The 16,923-nt window shown below is 70.3% G+C and carries 13 protein-coding genes; 6 read left to right on the forward strand and 7 right to left on the reverse strand.

What is annotated here, in order from left to right; translation table 11 throughout:
• Positions 1 to 5: 5 nt before the first annotated feature.
• Positions 6 to 881 (reverse strand): oxidoreductase, encoded by an 876-nt coding sequence (locus OG714_RS06265; protein WP_406119122.1) that lies wholly within the window; start codon positions 879 to 881, stop codon positions 6 to 8.
• A gap of 144 nt (positions 882 to 1,025) precedes the next feature.
• Between OG714_RS06265 and OG714_RS06270 the strand changes: the two genes are divergently transcribed.
• Positions 1,026 to 1,919: a helix-turn-helix domain-containing protein gene (locus OG714_RS06270; RefSeq protein ID WP_406119123.1), complete on the forward strand. Its 894-nt coding sequence runs from the start codon at positions 1,026 to 1,028 to the stop codon at positions 1,917 to 1,919.
• A gap of 21 nt (positions 1,920 to 1,940) precedes the next feature.
• On the opposite strand, the gene OG714_RS06275 is transcribed toward OG714_RS06270, so the two are convergent.
• Together OG714_RS06275 and OG714_RS06280 are read right to left on the reverse strand one after the other, a co-directional pair.
• Positions 1,941 to 2,324: a toxin Doc gene (locus tag OG714_RS06275; RefSeq protein ID WP_406119124.1), complete on the reverse strand. Its 384-nt coding sequence runs from the start codon at positions 2,322 to 2,324 to the stop codon at positions 1,941 to 1,943.
• A gap of 3 nt (positions 2,325 to 2,327) precedes the next feature.
• Positions 2,328 to 2,573, reverse strand: coding sequence for a hypothetical protein (locus OG714_RS06280; RefSeq protein WP_318020629.1), 246 nt, complete (start codon positions 2,571 to 2,573; stop codon positions 2,328 to 2,330).
• A gap of 147 nt (positions 2,574 to 2,720) precedes the next feature.
• Between OG714_RS06280 and OG714_RS06285 the strand changes: the two genes are divergently transcribed.
• Positions 2,721 to 3,218 (forward strand): methylated-DNA--[protein]-cysteine S-methyltransferase, encoded by a 498-nt coding sequence (locus OG714_RS06285; RefSeq protein WP_406119125.1) that lies wholly within the window; start codon positions 2,721 to 2,723, stop codon positions 3,216 to 3,218.
• Positions 3,219 to 3,247: 29 nt separating this feature from the next.
• Positions 3,248 to 3,937 (forward strand): 2OG-Fe(II) oxygenase, encoded by a 690-nt coding sequence (locus tag OG714_RS06290; protein WP_406119126.1) that lies wholly within the window; start codon positions 3,248 to 3,250, stop codon positions 3,935 to 3,937.
• A gap of 128 nt (positions 3,938 to 4,065) precedes the next feature.
• On the opposite strand, the gene OG714_RS06295 is transcribed toward OG714_RS06290, so the two are convergent.
• On the reverse strand, positions 4,066 to 5,679 hold the full coding sequence (locus OG714_RS06295; protein WP_406119128.1) for a DHA2 family efflux MFS transporter permease subunit: 1,614 nt from the start codon (positions 5,677 to 5,679) through the stop codon (positions 4,066 to 4,068).
• 190 nt (positions 5,680 to 5,869) lie between these two features.
• Between OG714_RS06295 and sigJ the strand changes: the two genes are divergently transcribed.
• Both sigJ and OG714_RS06305 read left to right on the forward strand, forming a co-directional pair.
• Entirely contained in the window at positions 5,870 to 6,835 is a 966-nt protein-coding gene (gene sigJ, locus OG714_RS06300; RefSeq protein WP_406119129.1) for an RNA polymerase sigma factor SigJ, read from the forward strand.
• Positions 6,832 to 8,307: a cytochrome bc complex cytochrome b subunit gene (locus tag OG714_RS06305; RefSeq protein WP_406119131.1), complete on the forward strand. Its 1,476-nt coding sequence runs from the start codon at positions 6,832 to 6,834 to the stop codon at positions 8,305 to 8,307. Before sigJ ends, OG714_RS06305 begins: the two co-directional genes overlap by 4 nt.
• A 6-nt stretch (positions 8,308 to 8,313) precedes the next feature.
• Here OG714_RS06305 and OG714_RS06310 read toward each other — a convergent pair whose 3' ends face one another.
• From OG714_RS06310 to OG714_RS06320, 3 genes are all read right to left on the reverse strand, one after another.
• Positions 8,314 to 8,769, reverse strand: a complete 456-nt coding sequence (locus OG714_RS06310; protein ID WP_406119132.1) for a hypothetical protein — start codon at positions 8,767 to 8,769, stop codon at positions 8,314 to 8,316.
• Positions 8,770 to 8,776: 7 nt separating this feature from the next.
• On the reverse strand, positions 8,777 to 11,020 hold the full coding sequence (locus OG714_RS06315; protein WP_406119133.1) for a glycoside hydrolase family 9 protein: 2,244 nt from the start codon (positions 11,018 to 11,020) through the stop codon (positions 8,777 to 8,779).
• 154 nt (positions 11,021 to 11,174) lie between these two features.
• The gene (locus OG714_RS06320) at positions 11,175 to 14,273 is read right to left on the reverse strand and encodes a glycoside hydrolase family 2 TIM barrel-domain containing protein (RefSeq protein WP_406119134.1); all 3,099 of its coding nucleotides are present in this window, start codon (positions 14,271 to 14,273) and stop codon (positions 11,175 to 11,177) included.
• 256 nt (positions 14,274 to 14,529) lie between these two features.
• Here OG714_RS06320 and OG714_RS06325 point away from each other — a divergent pair, with 256 nt between their 5' ends.
• Positions 14,530 to 16,905, forward strand: coding sequence for a SpoIIE family protein phosphatase (locus OG714_RS06325; protein ID WP_406119136.1), 2,376 nt, complete (start codon positions 14,530 to 14,532; stop codon positions 16,903 to 16,905).
• The last annotated feature ends 18 nt before the right edge of the window (positions 16,906 to 16,923 follow it).

A 16,923-nucleotide genomic window follows, 5' to 3' on the forward strand; every position in this document is an offset into this window, starting at 1 on the left:
GCTGATCAGTCCACGGCCCCGCCGATGGTGTCGAGTTCGGCGATCGCGTCGGCGGGCAGCGCCAGGTCCGCGGCGGCGATGTTGTCGCGCAGATGCGCGCGGGACGAGGTGCCCGGGATCAGCACGGTGGTGGCCGAGCGCTGCAACAGCCAGGCCAGGGCGACCTGTTGGGGCGAGGCGTCCAGCCGGGCGGCGACGTCGGAGAGGGTCCGCGACTGAAGCGGGGTGAAGCCGCCGAGCGGGAAGTACGCGGCGAACGCGATGTTCTCCGCGGCACACCGCTCGACGAGGGCGTCGTCCTCCCGGTTGGCCAGGTTGTACAGGTTCTGCACGGTGACGACCGGCGCGATGGCCTGGGCCTCGGTCAGCTGGGCGGCGGAGACCGTGCTCACCCCGAGGTGCCGGATCAACCCGGCCTTCCGCAGCTCGGCGAGCGCACCGAACTCCTCCCCGATCGACTCCTCGTGGGCGCCGTGATCGGAGCCGGCCCGCAGGTTCACCACGTCGAGCGCGTCGAGCCCGAGGTTGCGGAGGTTGTCGTACACCTGGGCCTTGAGGTCCTCGGGGTGCCGGGACATGATCCAGCTGCCGTCGGGGCCGCGCCGGGCGCCGACCTTGGTCACGATGCGCAGGTCCTCCGGGTACGGGTGGAGGGCCTCCCTGATGATCTCGTTGACGACGACCGGGCCGTAGAAGTCGCTGGTGTCGATGTGGGTGATGCCCCGCTCGACGGCCTCGCGGAGGACGGCCACCGCTTCGGTACGGTCCTTCGGCGGGCCGAAGACGTGGGGGCCGGCGAGTTGCATGGCGCCGTATCCCATGCGGGTGACGGTGAGGCCCTCGGCGAGGGTGAGGGTGCCGCCGGAGACGGAGTCGGCCATGATGGCGCGCCTTTCGATCGGGGAGTGGACGCTTCGGTCCTGCCACCGACTCTGCGCCGGTCCCGGCCGGGCAGGCAGTACCCGGATGTTCCTGGTAGTGGCAGGGCCACGCACCTCCGCGGATTCGGACCTACGGTGGTGGGTGTGGACAGCAAGAACGCGCTCGGGGAGTTTCTGCGGGCCCGCCGTGAGCGGGTCCGGCCCGAGGACGTGGGCCTGAGCGGCGGCGGGCTGCGCCGGGTGCCGGGGCTGCGCCGGGAGGAGGTCGCCCTGCTGGCCGGTATCAGCTCCGACTACTACCTGCGCCTGGAGCAGGGCCGGGACCGCAACCCGTCGGTGCAGGTGCTGGAGGCGCTGGCCCGGGTGCTGCGCCTGGACGCGTCCGCGACCGCCCATCTTCTGAGCCTGGCGCAGCCGGAGCGGCCGGCCGTGTCCCGCAGGAGGGCCAGGCGGCCCGAGGCGGTACCGGCGAGCGTCCGCGAACTGCTGGACACCTGGTCCGCCCACCCGGCGTATGTACAGAACCGGTTCACGGACTGCCTCGCGGCCAACGCGCTGTGCCGGGCCCTCTCCCCGAACTACACACCGGGTGCGAACCTGCTGCGGGCGGTCTTCCTGGACCCCGGCGAGCGCGAACTGCGCCGCGACTGGGACGAGTTGACCGCCGAGGGCGTGGCGACCCTGCGCGGTCACATCGGCCCCGACGTCGACGATCCCCGGCTGGTGGAGCTGGTGGGCGAGCTGTCGGTGCGCAGTGACCGCTTCCGGCTGCTGTGGAGCCGCCACGAGGTACGGCCCATGCTCGGCCGGACCAGTCTCCTCAGCCACCCGCTCGTCGGCGACTTCGAGCTGCGGTCGAACAAGTTCGAGATCCCGGGCACGAACGCGTTGAGCGTGGTCGTCTTCCACGCCGAGCCGGGGAGCCGCAGCGCGGAACTGCTGGGTCTGCTGGGCAGCCTCGCCGCGTCCGACGACGATCCCCGCGAGGAGAGCCCACGGTCGCACGAGGAGAACGCCCGCCAGGACGACGACCGCTGACGGACGCGTCGAAGCTGCCGCTCAGATCTGCCAGGAACGCAGCCGGTCCGCCGCGCCGTAGACATCGGTCTTGCCGGAGATCAGATCGCGGGCGAGGTCGACGAGGGCGCCGTAGGGCGGATCGATGCCGACACCGCTCACGAACATGTAGGCGACCGCCGTGGCGCAGGCGAAGCGGGCGTTGGCCGAGGGCAGGGGCTTGAGCAGGGCGACGGTGTGCAGCAGGGCGGTGGCCCGCCAGGCCGGGTCGGAGTCGACTCCGAGGCGGGGCGGATCGACGCGGTGCCGGGCTACGGCCGCCACTAACGCGGAGAAGTCGTTGATGGTGGGCTGGTCCGGCAGGACTTCCTCATGGCGCTGGAGCAGCCAGGGCACGTCGATATGGATGGCGGGGATGACGGGCATGCGTCAGGCGACCCGCCCCTCGCCCTTGGCCGCCGGTTCGTCGTCGGGGAACGCGGCGGCGAACTCGTCGGCGTGCGTGGCGAAGAACCGGCGGAACGCCTCGGCGCCTTCCTGAAGCGCCCGGTGCCGAGCGATGTCGGCCGCGGCCGCCTCGCGCACCAGCGCCTTCATCGACGTACCGCGCTCCTTGGCGATCTGCCGCAGGTCCTCTAGCTCGCGGTCGCTGAACTCCACGTTGAGAGCTGGCATCCCAACACGGTACCGCTCGGGTACTTACCCGTAAATACCCCCAGGTCAAGAGCATCACCCGACGGTACCGAGCGGGTCCCGTCAGGCCTCAGCTCCATGTCCGAATCCCGCCGGACTCGACCGCCGTTCCGGAGCAGACTCATCTCCATGACCACTCTCTACACACTCACCGACAGCCCCGTGGGCGAGCTGCTCCTGACCGGCGAGAAGTCGGCCGACGGCACCACCCTCACCTCCCTGACCATGCCGGACCACCCGGGCATCCCCGCCGACTGGCAACGCGACGACGCGGCCTTCGCCGAGGCCACCCGCCAGCTGTCCGCGTACTTCGCCGGACACCTCACCCGCTTCGAACTCCCGCTGGCCGCCGAGGGAACGGAGTTCCAGCAGCGGGTCTGGCAGTCGCTGGACGAGATCCCGTACGGCACCACGACGACCTACGGCGCCCTCGCCGAACGCCTGGGCGTACCGCGCGCCGAAGTCCGGGCACTGGGCGCGGCCCTCGGCGCCAACCCGCTGCTGCTGGTACGCCCGTGCCATCGCGTGATCGGCGCGGACGGCTCGATGCGCGGGTACGCCGCCGGTGTCGAACGCAAGGTCCAACTCCTCACCCATGAGGGCGCGTTGCAGCCGATGCTCGGCTGACGGAGGACCGGGACGGAGAAGGAGGAGTCATGGATCGCACCAACTGGCCCGCGCTCGCAGCGGAGTTGGACGAGCACGGCAGCGCGCCGACCGCCCGACTGCTGACACCGGCCGAGTGCCGCGACCTGGCCGCGCTGTACGAGAAGCCGGAACTGTTCCGCACCACGGTCGACATGGCCCGGCACCGCTTCTGCTCCGGCGAGTACCGCTACTTCACCCACGACCTGCCCGCACCCGTCGCCGCCCTGCGCGCCGCGCTCTACCCACTCCTGCTGCCGATCGCCCGGGACTGGGCGGCCCGGCTCGACCGCCCGGCCCCCTGGCCCGACGAGCTGGACGAGTGGCTCGCCCGCTGCCACGACGCCGGCCAGGACCGTTCGGCACAGATCCTGCTCCGCTACGGCGAGGGCGACTGGAACGCCCTGCACCGCGATGTCTTCGGCGAGTTGGTCTTCCCGCTCCAGGTGGTGATCGGCCTCGACGAGTACGGCACGGACTACACCGGCGGCGAGTTCCTGATGGTCGAACAACGTCCCCGCGCCCAGTCCCGGGCCACCGCGACCCCGCTCCGGCAGGGCCACGGCCTGGTGTTCACGACGAGGGACCGACCGGTTCGAACGAAGCGCGGCTGGTCGTCCGGACCCATGCGACACGGGGTGAGCACCGTACGCTCCGGCAGGCGGCACGCGTTGGGCTTGGTGTTCCACGACGCTGCCTGAAATCGCCGGGGAGGCGTCCCGGCCGTGGGGACCGGCGAAGCCCGGTCCTTCAGGGGCGCGGGGAACTGCGCGCCCAGCCCCCACCGGCCGTGGCCGAGCGAACGCCCCAAAGCCCCTACCACCAACGATCAACGCGCGGCCTCCTCCAACTCGGGCTCGGACATGGGCAAGGCATGCGGATTGACGGACGGCCCGTGGTGTCGCCGTACGGCAAGACAAGCGACCGCCCCGGCCAGCAGAACGGCGACCGCGACATACACGGCCGGCCCCATCGCATGGACGAAGCCGTGGCCGAACACCTCACCACCAAGCGCACGCATCCGCTCGGCGACGCCACGCGGAACCCCGGCCGGCGCACCAACCTGCTGCCCGGCACCGACGTCGGACTCCCCCTTCGAGAACGCGGCGACGAACGACTCCCGGTAGGCGACGGGGAGTTGACCGGCCCGAGCCCGTGCCTGCTCGGTCAGGGAGGAGGCGAGCTGGGCCTGGAGCACCGCTCCGATCACAGCGCCGGCGAGCACCGACCCGACCTGCCGGAGCGCGTTGGTGACACCGGACGCGGCACCGGCGAGCCGGGGCGGGACGTTCCGCATGACCTCCGTGGCCATGGGCGCGAAGGTGCAGCCGACGCCCAACCCCGTGAGGAACAGCGGGAACGCGACGGTCAACCAGCCCGTGCCGACGTCCGCGACGCCGACGACCCACACAAGCCCGCCCGCCCAGGCGAGCAGCCCGCCCATCAGGATGAACTTGCCCCCGACCTTGTCCGCGAGCGCCCCGGCGGGCCCCGCCATCACGAACGAACCGAGGGCGACGGGCAACAGCACGAGCCCCGCCTTCTGCGCGCTGAAGCCGAGCACGGACTGGAGATAGATCGTCAGGGTCAGGAACATCCCGACCACGCCGAACGACACGGTGACGCCGACGAAGTTGATGAGGCTGAAGTCGCGGTCCTTGAACAGCGAGAAGGGGACCAGGGGTTCACCGTCCTGCTGCCCGCGCTCGTGCAGCAGGAAGCCGGCGAAGAGGACTACGGCCGCGCCGAACAGGCTCCAGATCCAGGCGTTCCAGTCGTACCGCTGTCCCTCGGTCAGCCCAAACGCCAGGCAGAACAGGGCAGTTGAGGCGAGGGTGACGCCGAGGGTGTCGAAGCGGCGCCGTACCGTGCGCCGGGCGCCCGGGATGATCGCCATGGTCAGGACGAGCACCAGCGCGCCGATCGGCAGGTTGACGAAGAAGATCCAGCGCCAGGACAGATGGGTGATCAGCACCCCGCCGAGGATCGGGCCGAGCGCGCCGGACACCCCCGCCACGGCGCCCCAGATGCCCATCGCGACACCACGCCGGTCGGCCGGGAACACCTCGGCGATGATCGACAGGGTCTGCGGCATGAGCAGCGCCGCGCCCAGCCCCTGCACCGCGCGGAACCCGATGAGTTGGGCCGGGTCCTGCGCGAGGCCGCAGGCGAGGCTGGCCAGCGTGAACAGGGCGACTCCGGCGGCGAACAGGTTGCGTTTGCCGCGCAGGTCGCCGAGGCGGCCGCCGGTGATCAACAGGACGGCCAGCGCCAGCGTGTAGGCGTTGACGATCCACAGGATCTCGTCCAGGGACGCGTCGAGGTCCTCGCCGAGCTGCGGGATCGCGATGTTCACGATCGTCAGGTCGAGGAGGGTCATGAAGAACCCGAGCGAGAGCGTGCCGAGGATCGCCCAGGGGTTGCCGTGCCACTTCTTGAACACGATGTCGACTCCTTACGTCCGACTGCGCGTCCGACGACGGGTCGGACTCGCGTTCAAGAGGGCGGACGCCCGACGGGTGTGACACGGCGCGAATTTCCCGAGACGTACGTCACATTCAGGCCGTCCGCTGTCACATTCCGACCCCCGCCGCCCCTCGCAGTAGTGAGCACGCCACTGGGGAGGCGCATACATGTCCGAGTTCTCCGAGATCGCTGTCACCGATGAGGCGACCACTGAGGCGACCACTGAGGCGACCACTGTCTTCATGGACCATCGGGAGCTGCTGTTCGGTCTCGTCTACAACATGCTGGGCAGCGTCGCCGACACCGAGGACGTCCTCCAGGAGACCTGGCTGTCCTGGACGGCCCGCGCCCGGCGCGCCCCGCTCGGCACCATCGCCAACCCGCGCGCCTATCTCGTCCGCATCGCCGTCAACCACGCCCTCCAGCGCCGCGCCACGATCACCCGCCGTCGGGAGACGTACGTCGGCCCGTGGCTGCCGGAGCCGTTGGTCGACCAGGCCGCCGACGGCGACCCCGAGGACCCCGCGTCGCGCGCCGAGTCCGTGTCGCTGGCCATGCTGGTCGTCCTGGAGTCGCTGACGCCGCTGGAACGCGCGGTCTTCGTCCTCAACGAGGTGTTCGGGTACGCCCACACCGAGATCGCGGACATCATCGACCGCACCCCGGCCGCCGTACGGCAGCTCGCGCACCGGGCGCGGGCCCATGTGCACGCGCGGCGGCCGTTGTACGAGGCGCATCCCCGGGTGCGGCGGGAGGCGACCGAGCGGTTCGTGCGGGCCGCGATCGGCGGGGACATCGCCTCGCTGATGGAGATCCTCGCGCCGGACGTCACGGTGTGGACCGACAGCGGGGGCAACCGGAAGCCGGCGGGACTGCGCCCGGTGCACGGGCGGGACAAGGCCGTCCGCCTCATCAACTCCTTCGCGACCCGGCGCCGCGGCCCCCAGGACCTGGAGCTGCGCTACCGGCGCGTCAACGGCGACGACGCGGCCGTGCTGTTCGAGGGCGACTCGCCGTACGCGGTGATGGTCATGGACCTCACGCCCGAGGGCGACCAGGTGTCCGGCGTCTACATCGTCACCAACCCCGAGAAACTCACGCACGTGCACAAGGACGAGGAGGAGGACCAGTGACCGGCACCTCCGACACCTCCGACACCTCGCGGGGCGAACGCGTCGCCGACTGGTTCGACGGCCGCCTCGGCATCCACACCCTCGGCAAGCAGTACTTGCGGAAGGTGTTCCCGGACCACTGGTCGTTCCTGCTCGGCGAGATCTGCCTCTACAGCTTCGTGGTGCTGATCCTGACGGGCGTCTACCTCACGCTCTTCTTCCACCCGTCGATGAACGAGGTGACGTACCACGGGAGTTATGTCCCCCTGAACGGCATCCGCATGTCCGACGCCTACGCCTCGACGCTGCACCTCAGCTTCGACGTGCGGGGCGGGCTGCTGGTCCGGCAGTTGCACCACTGGGCGGCGCTGGTCTTCATCGCCGCGATGCTCACGCACATGATGCGGCACTTCTTCACGGGCTCGTTCCGCAAGCCGCGCGAGCTCAACTGGCTGTTCGGCTGGACCCTGTTGTTCCTGGGCCTGTTCGAGGGCCTCTTCGGCTACTCGCTCCCGGACGACCTGCTGTCGGGCACGGGCATGCGCTTCGTGGACGGCGCGCTGCTGTCGGTGCCGATCGTCGGGACGTACCTGTCGATGTTCCTGTTCGGCGGCGAGTACCCCGGCCACGACATCGTGTCCCGCTTCTACTCACTCCACGTCCTGCTGATCCCCGGCATCATGGCGGCACTGGTGGTCGTCCACCTCCTGCTGGTCGTCCACCACAAGCACACCCAGTTCGCGGGCCCCGGTCGCACCGAACGCAACGTGGTGGGCTCCCCGTTCATGCCGGTGTACCTCGCGAAGGCGGGCGGCTTCTTCTTCCTGGTCTTCGGCGCCCTCACCCTCCTCGCGGCGGTGGCGTCGATCAACCCGGTCTGGTCCTACGGCCCTTACCGCGCCGACCAGGTCTCGACGGGCGCCCAGCCGGACTGGTACCTGGGCTTCGCGGAGGGCCTGGTCCGCATCATGCCCGGCTGGGAAGTCACCTTGTGGGGCCACACGTTGGTCCTGGGCGTACTGATCCCGATCGTGGTCTTCCCGCTCCTCCTGGTCCTCATCGGCGTGTACCCGTTCCTGGAGTCATGGCGAACCGGCGACAAACGCGAGCACCACCTCCTGGACCGCCCCCGCAACCGCCCCACCCGCACGGGCATCGGCGTGGCCTGGATCAGCCTCTACCTGATCCTCCTGGCAGGCGGCGGCAACGACATCGTGGCGACCCGCCTCCACCTGTCGATCAACACGGTGACCTGGGCGGTACGGGTGGCGGTGTTCGTCGTACCGGCGATCGCCTTCATCGCCACTCGGCGCATCTGCCTGGGCCTCCAACTCCGGGACAGCGAGCTGGTGTTGCACGGCCGCGAGACGGGCGTGATCAAGCGTTTGCCGCACGGCGAGTACGTGGAGCTGCACCGGCCGCTCGACCGGGCCGAACTCCACACACTCACCGCGCACAAGCGCCCGAGGGAACTCGTGGAACGCGAGCCCTGACGCCCGTTACCAGGCCGGCCGCGGATCCCGGAGGTGTTCCGGGGTCTGCTCCGGCAGCTCGCGGTCCTGGTCCGTCCGAAGGAGATAGCCCGGATCGGGCGGGAACTCTTCGGTGGGCGGGGCCGGTTGGTGGAAGCGGCGGGTGCGCGGAAGAGGTACCTCCACCAGTTTCCCGTCGTGGAACATCCACAGTCCGAAGCACTCGTCGTCCTGGTCGTGGATCAGCACCTGGACGCTCCCCGGCCAGGGCCACGGGAGCGACTCCAGATGCCTCAGCAGCCCCTCCCGTGGGCGCATGCGCTCGAACTCGGTGGCCCATCCCGCGCCGAACGACGTCCCCCACTGGCTCTGGATCGGTACGAAGCGGCCCCGCCAGGTGCGCTCCGGGTCGTCCCGGGTCAGCGGTTCCATCACTTCGTGCGCGTGAAGGGCCAGCACGACGACCTCGGCGAATCTGCTCATCCGGAGATCATCCCTGATCCGCCGCGAACGACGCCATCCACGCCAACGCCGCGTTCCAGTTCACCGCCGTCTCGTTGGTCGACCACGACTGGATGTCGTCGATGTAGCAGAACTGGCCGACGCAGCCGAGGAGTTTGCTCTGTGCGTAGGGGTCCTGGATGGAGGAGTTCGCGCCTCCCGCGAGCGTGCCCCTGGGCGGGTTGGGGAGGTTCGGGTCGAGTTCGTGGGCGTACCAACGGCTGTGCTGGTTGTGGGAGTTGGCCTCGCCGTAACCGGTGACGTACGACATGTTGAGGGCGTTGCGACCGAAGATGTAGTCCATGCTCTGGAGCGCGCCGTCGCGGTATTTCGCGGCGCCGGTGAGGTCGTACGCGGTGGCGATGACATGGGCGTTGTTGAGGATCTGACTGTTGGAGCCCCAGTCGTAGAGGTTGCCGGGCGGCGCGTACGGCATGCCGTACGGCTGGGTTCGCAGTGTGGTCAGGTAGGTGTCCGCGCCCTCGATCACCGAGCGGCGCACCTTGTCCCGGCCCGGAAGCCTGCTGGGGACCGTCGCGAGGTCGAGTCGGCCCAGTGCCGCCGTCCGGGCCCAGTCGAAGCCGAGGCCGCCGAAGATGTCGGCCGTGTTGAGGGGCGAGTTGACGACGTAGTCCGCGAACTGCCGTTCCCCCGTGGTGAGATACAGCTCCGCCGCCGCCCAGTAGAACTCGTCGGTCGCGTTGTCGTCGGGGTACGCGCCGCCGCCGGTGCCGTCGTTCGGGTCCGGGTACACCGCGGGGTGCGCGACCGCCGCCGCCCAGGCCTTCCTCGCCGCGGCCAGCGCCTTCGCAGCGAACTCCCGGTCGTAGGGCCGGTACAGGCGGGCCGCCTGTGCCGCCGCCGCAGCGAGGTTGAGCGTCGCCTGGGTGGTCGGCGCGTGCAGTTCGCGCTTCTGCGGGTCCTGGCTCGGCAGCAGGGGCAGCCCGGTCCACTGTTCGTCGTGGATCTTGTCGTGGGCCATGCCTGCCAGTGGCTGTCCGTCCGGTACCTGCATCTTCAGCAGGAACTCCAGTTCCCAGCGGGCCTCGTCGAGCACGTCCGGCACCTTGTTGCCGCTCTCCGGGATGGCCAGTGTCCCGTCGCGCAGTTTGGCCGGCTGTCCGGTGCGGGCCAGGCGTGAGCGCTCGTAGGTGCTCAGCAACTCCCAGGTGGAAATACCGCCGTTGACGACGTACTTGCCGTGATCGCCCGCGTCGTACCAGCCGCCGGTCACGTCAAGTGTGTAGTCGCACAGGCCGGGTTGGCAGGGCACATGCGCGTCGCCCTGGTTGGGGGCGACGTCCAGGTGACCGGCCGGGCGGGCGTAGCCGGGGCGCAGGTCGTCCCGGATCTCGATGCCGCTGCGCTGGGTGTAGTAGTACTTCAGCGAGTCGAGGCGCAGCTGCTCGTAGGCGCTCGTGCCGATGTCGAACGGACGGCTCGTCTCCCCGTCGGCCACCAGCGTGAAGCCCTCGCCGTGCCCCCGATAGGAACCGAAGTCGATCGACTGGACGTTCTGCGCGGAGGCCACGTCCGTGCCGCGCGGCGCGGTCCGCCCGTGTGCGACGACCGCGCCCGCCGCGTTCTTCAACTGCCAGGGCAGCACGGCCGTCGACGCGGTCACCAGGGTCGCGTTCTTCGGCCCGCCGGGCAGATAGGCGACCTGGTTGACGCGCACGCGCGGCCCGGTGTCCGGCTGGTACACCTCCGGCGGCACCCCGCCCAGCAGCGACACGTCGTCCATGCAGAAGTGCCAGGCGTCCGTACCGCCGCCGAGTTGGAAGGCGACCTGCCCCTGCGTGGTGTCGACGGGTGAAGTGAACGTGTACGCATAGGAGTTGCCCGACCCGCTCAGCTCGGGACTGACCTCGTAGTAGGTGTCGTACGGCGCCACCGACAGTCCGACGATCGCGCGCGCCACCTGCCCCTCGGGCGCACCCGACGCGGTGAAGGCGAACTTGTACGACTCGCCCTTCACCAACGTGATGTCGTTCTGGCCGACGGCCGCGTCCCAGCGGTTCGTCGTGCCGCCCGGCACGTCCGCGCAGAGCTGTCCGTCGGACAGGCCCGCCGTGACATTGCTCGTCGTCCACCAGGGTTCGGTCGTGGTGTCGAAGGTGCCGTTCCTGACCTGCTCGACCTCGTCGGCCCCGGCCGGGCCGGCCGGCAGGGCGGTGAGCGCGGCCGCGAGGAGGGCCATGGCGGCGAGCAGGGTCGTTCTGCGTCGTTTCACGTCTGGGCTCCTCGGGGAGGTGGGGGCGCGCTGCGGTGGTGCGTGCGGTGGGAGCGCTCCCAGATGCGGACGCAGGCCATGGTGTTCGAGACATGACATCCCGTCAACGGTCCGGACAGGCCAGATTCCCGTCCGGACCGCAACGGACGCCGTACTACCCGGCCGGTGCCTCCAACTTGCTGATCCGCACCGCCCCTTGAGCCGTACCGGGATGACTGCTCGTCAGCGTCAGCCGCACCCGCGATCCGCGCGCGGCGCCGAAGGTGATGACGGTCGGGGCCTCCGAGGCCGTGGCCCAGTCGACGGCCGCCCCCTCGACCGGCACCCACCTGCGCCCGTCCCACACCGCGACCGCCACCGCCGCGGGCAGACTGTGCGTCGCGTCCACCGTGAACGACACCTCCACCCGGTCGAAGGACCGCCTCCTCCCCCAGTCCACCGACACCCAGTCCTCCCCGCGCGCACCACTGAAGGCGGGCAGCAGAGCCGTCGCCGACTTCGCGAAGGCGTTGGACCAGCCGGTGGCCGTGTCACCGTCGAGCATGGCAGCGGGGAGTGTGTCGGGGCGGCCGGAGTAACTCGCGTCGGCGTAGGGGTAGTTCAGGGGCGCCGGATAGTCGGCCTCGAAGCGCGCCGCGGAAGTCGTGACCACGTCCCGTCCGGGCGTCGTCCGTACCGTCACCGTGCCGGCCCGCAGCCCCTCCGCGCGCGCCGTCACCTTCAACGAGCCCGCCTTCGTACCGGACCGCACGATCGCGAGTGCCTTGCCGTGGAAGGCGGTTCGGGTGCTCGCCTGGTACCGCTCGGCGCTCTCCTCCCGCCCGTTGTCGAGTCCGGCCAGGGATCCGCCCTTCACGTCGAAGGCGATCAGATCCTCCGCGTCGGGCAGGACGACACCGTGGGCGTCGACGACCTCGGCGGTCACGAAGACCAGTGAACGGCCGTCGGCGGCAAGGGACTTGCGGTCGGCCGTGAGGCGGACGGCGTGCGCGGCCCCCGCCGTACGCAGCACGTCGGAAGCGACCACCTTCCCTCCGCTGCTCGCCACCGCCTTCAACTCGCCCGGCTCGTACGGGACTTTCCACGTCAGGTGAAGCTTGCCCGCGCTGCCGTTCGGGCTGGTGTAACTGCCCGGGTAGGGACCGGTGGTGAAGGTCTTGTCGTCGCCGGTGGCCTCGGTGGTCTCCAGGTAGGCGCGGCCGTCGGTGGTCTTCTTGGTGTCGAACTCCCTTGTCCCGAGGGACTTTCCGTTGAGGAACAGCTCGACGGTGCCGACATTGGCGTACGCCCACACCTCGACCGTGTCGCCCGGCTCGTGGTTCCAGCTCATCGGCACCAGATGGACCATGGGCTCGCTGATCCACTGGCTGCGGAAGAGGTGGTACATGTCCTTCGGGAAGCCTGCCGTGTCGACGGCGCCGAAGAAGGACGCCTTGACCGGGAAGACGTCGTACGGCGTCGGCTCCCCGATGTAGTCGATGCCCGACCACAGGAACTGGCCCGCGAACCACTTCCGGTCCCGGTCCTTCTTGTGTCCGTACTCGCCGCTCATCGTCCAGGAGGCGAGGTTGTTGTCGTACGACGAGGTGTCGCGCCTGCCGGGGGTGTAGTTCTCGCCGGTGTTCAGGTGCTCCGGCTCCTGGTAGGCGCCGCGCGTCGAGGTCTCCGAGGAGGACTCCGACTCGAAGAGGAACAGCTTCGGATAGGCCGCGTGCAGTCCGTCGACCGACTTGGCGGTGTTGTAGTTGAGGCCGAGTCCGTCGAGCTTGGCGAGCATGAGGTCGGCCGCGGAGCCCTTGGCGGGCACCCCGTGGTACTTGTTCGAACCGATGACCACCGGCCGGGTGTCGTCCGCCGCCTTGATCGCGCCGATGATGCGGTCGGCCATCGCGAGACCTGCGGTGGTGGTGGAGTCGGGTATCTCGTTGCCGATGGACCACAGCAGCACGGCGGGCGAGTTGCGGGCGGCGAGGACCATCTCGGTGGCGTCCCGCTCGCACCAGTCGTCGAAGAACCGGTGGTAGTCGTAGGTCGTCTTGCCGGTGTGCCAGCAGTCGAAGGCCTCCACCATCATCACGATGCCCAACTCCTCGCAGGCCTGGATGATCTGCGGCGAGGGCGGGTTGTGCGAGGTGCGGAAGGCGTTGACGCCCATCGACTTCATGATGCTCAACTGCCTGCGTACGGCGTCGATGCTGATCGCGGAGCCGAGGGCGCCCTGGTCGTGGTGGAGGTCGACGCCCTTGATCTTGGTGTGGACGCCGTTGAGGGAGAAGCCCTCGTCCGGGTCGAAGCGGTAGGTGCGGATACCGAAGGGGGTGCGGTAGGTGTCGACCGTCTTGCCGGCCACCCGCAGTTCGGTCTCCAGGGTGTAGCGGTGGTCCGGGGTCTCGATGTCCCACAACTTGGGCTTGGGGACGGTGAGTTCATGGGGTTCGGTCGCGCGGTCGGCGACGGTGACCGTGGAGGCGGCGCGGGCCACCGTCCGACCGCCGGGGTCGACGACCCTCGATCTGACCTCGACCTCGTTCGGGGCACCCGACTCGTTCACCACGGTCGTCCGCACCCCTACGACGGCCCGCTCGGCGGTGATGTCCGGGGTCGTGACGTATGTTCCCCAGCGTTCGACGTGCACCGGCTCGGTGACGACGAGGCGGGCCTCGCGGTAGATGCCGCTGCCCGAGTACCAGCGGCTGCTGGGGAGTTGGTTGCGCACCTGCACCGCGACGACGTTCTCCGTGGTGCCGTCGGTGTGCGACAGGTCGGTGAGGTCGAAGGCGAACCCCGTGTATCCGTAGGGGTGTTGGCCGACCTGTGTGCCGTTGCAGTGGACGTACGAGTCCATGTAGACGCCGTCGAACTCCACCGAGATCCGCTTGCCCGCGAAGGCCGGCGGCAGGGTGAAGGCGATCCGGTACCAGCCGAGGCCGCCGGGGAAGAACCCGGTGCCGCTGGTCGTGCCGTATGCCGTGGTGGGGGTCTGTTCGATGCTCCAGTCATGGGGGACCGCGACCCGGCGCCAGGCCGAGTCGTCGTAGTCCGGTGCGGCGGCCCCGGCGTAGGCGCCGGTCGGGTCGGTGATCCCGCCCGGGTTGACCAGCGCGAAGCGCCAGCCGTCCCGGAGGGGGACCGTGTGGCGGCCGGACGCGGCCGAGGTGGTCCCGGCGGCGCGTGCGGCCGGGGTGGACAGAAGTGACGCGGCCGTCGGCGCGGCCGTAGAAGCGATCAACACCGATCTGCGAGTGACCGTCATGGCGGCTCTCCCTCATCAGGGCCCAGAAGTACTCACAACTGATCGTGACCAAACAGATTCTGACGGGGTGCTACACCTGGCCGTCAAGGGTGCGTGGTCGGGCTTCTGCCGCATGCGCCACTTCGACCGGATTTCCCCCTTGACCACCGGTACCCGCGGCCGTGGGGGTTCTCGTCCGCGCGGGACCGTGACGCACTAGGCTGGAACGCAAGTGACGTGTCTGTTCACTGTGAGTGCGCGCGATGGAGTGGCGACGATGAGTCCGGTCTACCCGTTCGACGATGCCGCGACGGCGCGGGTTGTCATCGACGATGCCGGAACTCTGGTGGAGTGGAACGACGGGGCCCGGCGGCTCCTCGGCCACACCGCGGGCGAGGTCGTGGGCCGCCCGGCCGTGCGGCTGCTGGCCGGTGACGACGAGGCGCTGCCCGAGATCACGGGCGCCCGCTGGGACGGCACGGTCACGCTGCGCCACCGGGACGGCAGCGCCGTACCCGTGTGGCTGCTGGCCCACCACCGGCGCCCCCGGGACGGCGGCCCGGGCGACTGGCTCGTGGTGACACCGCTGGAGGGCGGCGGCCCCCGCGCCTCGGAGGACCCCCTCGCGACCGCGGCGCTGACCCAGTCGCCGTGTGCCATCGCTGTCTACGACGAGCGGCTGCGGCTGAGCCGGGTCAACGACGCGATGGCCGACGTGATCGGGCTGCCCGAGGAGCGCATCCAGGGGCTGCGGATCACCGAGATCGGCGGGAAGACGCAGAGCTCGGAGCTGGAGCAGTACATGCTGCGCGTGCTCACCTCGGGCACCGCCGAGGACTTCCAGATCTACATGCGCACCGGCGGCGAGGACGCCGCGCACGCCTGGCTGGCCCGGATGGCGCCGATCACGGACGCCGAGGGGCGGGTGCGGGGCGTGTGTCTGGCCGCGCACGACTTCACCGAGAACTACCTGTCGCGGGAGCGGCTGCAACTCGTCAACGAGGCGAGCGTGCGCATCGGCACCACCCTCGACGTCACCCGTACGGCCCAGGAGCTCGCGGACGTCTGCGTACCGGCGCTCGCCGACTTCGTCAGCATCGACCTGCTGGACCCGCAGGAGTACGGCGGCGAGCCCCCGGCGGCGATCACCGCGCCGATCAGACTGCGCCGGGCCGCCCACCAGTCGGTGCAGCAGGGCAGCCCGGAGGCCGTCGCCAAGCCCGGCCAGCTGAACCTGTACCCGGAGCAGTCCCCGCAGGCCGACGCGCTGGTCGCGGGCCGCACGCTCGTCGCCTCGGGCCGGGCCCTCGAACTCTGGCTCGCGTGGGACAGGACCCGCAGCAGGCGCGTCGCGGAGTACGGCATCCACTCCTCGATGGCCGTACCGATCCAGGCCCGCGGCGTCACCCTCGGCGTGGCGGTCCTCACCCGGTACCGGCGCCTGGACCCGTTCACCGACGACGACGTCCTGCTGGCCGAGGAGGTCACGGCCCGCGCCGCCGTCTGCATCGACAACGCCCGCCGCTTCTCCCGCGAACGCGAGACCGCGCTGGCCCTCCAGCGCAGCCTGCTCCCCCGCAAACTGCCGCGCACGGCCGCCCTGGAAGCGGCCTCGCGCTATCTGCCGGCGGCGCGTGCCGGGGTCGGCGGCGACTGGTTCGACGTGATCCCGCTGTCCGGGATGCGGGTCGCCATGGTCGTCGGGGACGTGGTGGGCCACGGCATCCAGGCCTCCGCCACGATGGGCCGGCTGCGCACGGCCGTCCGCACCCTCGCCGACATCGACCTGGCCCCCGACGAACTGCTGACCCACCTCGACGACCTCGTCGTACGGCTGTCCGCGGAGGCCGGGGGCGAGGGCAGCCCGGGCGAGGTCGGCGCGACCTGTCTGTACGCGGTGTACGACCCGGTGTCCCGCCGCTGCACGCTCGCCCGCGCCGGACATCCGCCGCCGGTCATGATCCGGCCGGGCGGCCCGCCCGAGCCTGTCGACCTGCCCGCGGGGCCGCCGCTGGGCCTGGGCGGGCTGCCCTTCGAGTCGGCCGAGTTCGAGCTGCCCGAGGGCACCGTGCTCGCGCTGTACACCGACGGGCTGATCGAGAACCGCGACCGGGACCTCGACGACAGTCAACGGCTGCTGTTCGACGCCCTGTACGCCCCCTCGGACTCCCTTGACGAGACCTGCGACCGGATCCTGCACGCCGTGCTCCCGCCGGGCGGTGCCGCCGACGACGTGGCGCTGCTGCTGGCCCGCACCCAGGGACTGCCCGCCGAACAGGTCTCGACCTGGGACATCCCGGCCGACCCGTCGCTCGTCGCCCCGATCCGCAAGCAGGTCGTGGAGCAGCTGGACACCTGGAACATGAGCGAGGCCGGGTTCACGGCCGAGCTGGTGGTGAGCGAGCTGGTCACCAACGCCATCCGCTACGGCGCCCACCCCATCCGGCTCCGGCTGATCCATGACGCGACCACGCTGATCTGCGAGGTCTCGGACACCAACCACACGGCCCCGCACCTGCGCCGCGCCAAGACCTGGGACGAGGGCGGGCGCGGGCTGCTGCTGGTCGCGCAGCTCACCCAGCGCTGGGGCAGCCGGCACACGGCCGACGGCAAGACGATCTGGGCCGAGCTGTCCCTCTTCGAGGAGAACTGACTTCGACGAGGGCCGAAG

The sequence above is a fragment of the Streptomyces sp. NBC_00989 genome (assembly GCF_045162655.1).
In the GTDB taxonomy this organism is placed as follows: Bacteria; Actinomycetota; Actinomycetes; order Streptomycetales; family Streptomycetaceae; genus Streptomyces.

Coding starts and splice junctions, on each gene's coding strand:
- OG714_RS06265 (WP_406119122.1), bottom strand. CDS start 881: ATGGCCGACTCCGTCTCCGGCGGCACCCTCACCCTCGCCGAGGGCCTC.
- sigJ (WP_406119129.1), top strand. CDS start 5,870: ATGTCCGAGTTCTCCGAGATCGCTGTCACCGATGAGGCGACCACTGAG.
- OG714_RS06325 (WP_406119136.1), top strand. CDS start 14,530: ATGAGTCCGGTCTACCCGTTCGACGATGCCGCGACGGCGCGGGTTGTC.
- OG714_RS06310 (WP_406119132.1), bottom strand. CDS start 8,769: ATGAGCAGATTCGCCGAGGTCGTCGTGCTGGCCCTTCACGCGCACGAA.
- OG714_RS06320 (WP_406119134.1), bottom strand. CDS start 14,273: ATGACGGTCACTCGCAGATCGGTGTTGATCGCTTCTACGGCCGCGCCG.
- OG714_RS06285 (WP_406119125.1), top strand. CDS start 2,721: ATGACCACTCTCTACACACTCACCGACAGCCCCGTGGGCGAGCTGCTC.
- OG714_RS06275 (WP_406119124.1), bottom strand. CDS start 2,324: ATGCCCGTCATCCCCGCCATCCATATCGACGTGCCCTGGCTGCTCCAG.
- OG714_RS06280 (WP_318020629.1), bottom strand. CDS start 2,573: ATGCCAGCTCTCAACGTGGAGTTCAGCGACCGCGAGCTAGAGGACCTG.
- OG714_RS06290 (WP_406119126.1), top strand. CDS start 3,248: ATGGATCGCACCAACTGGCCCGCGCTCGCAGCGGAGTTGGACGAGCAC.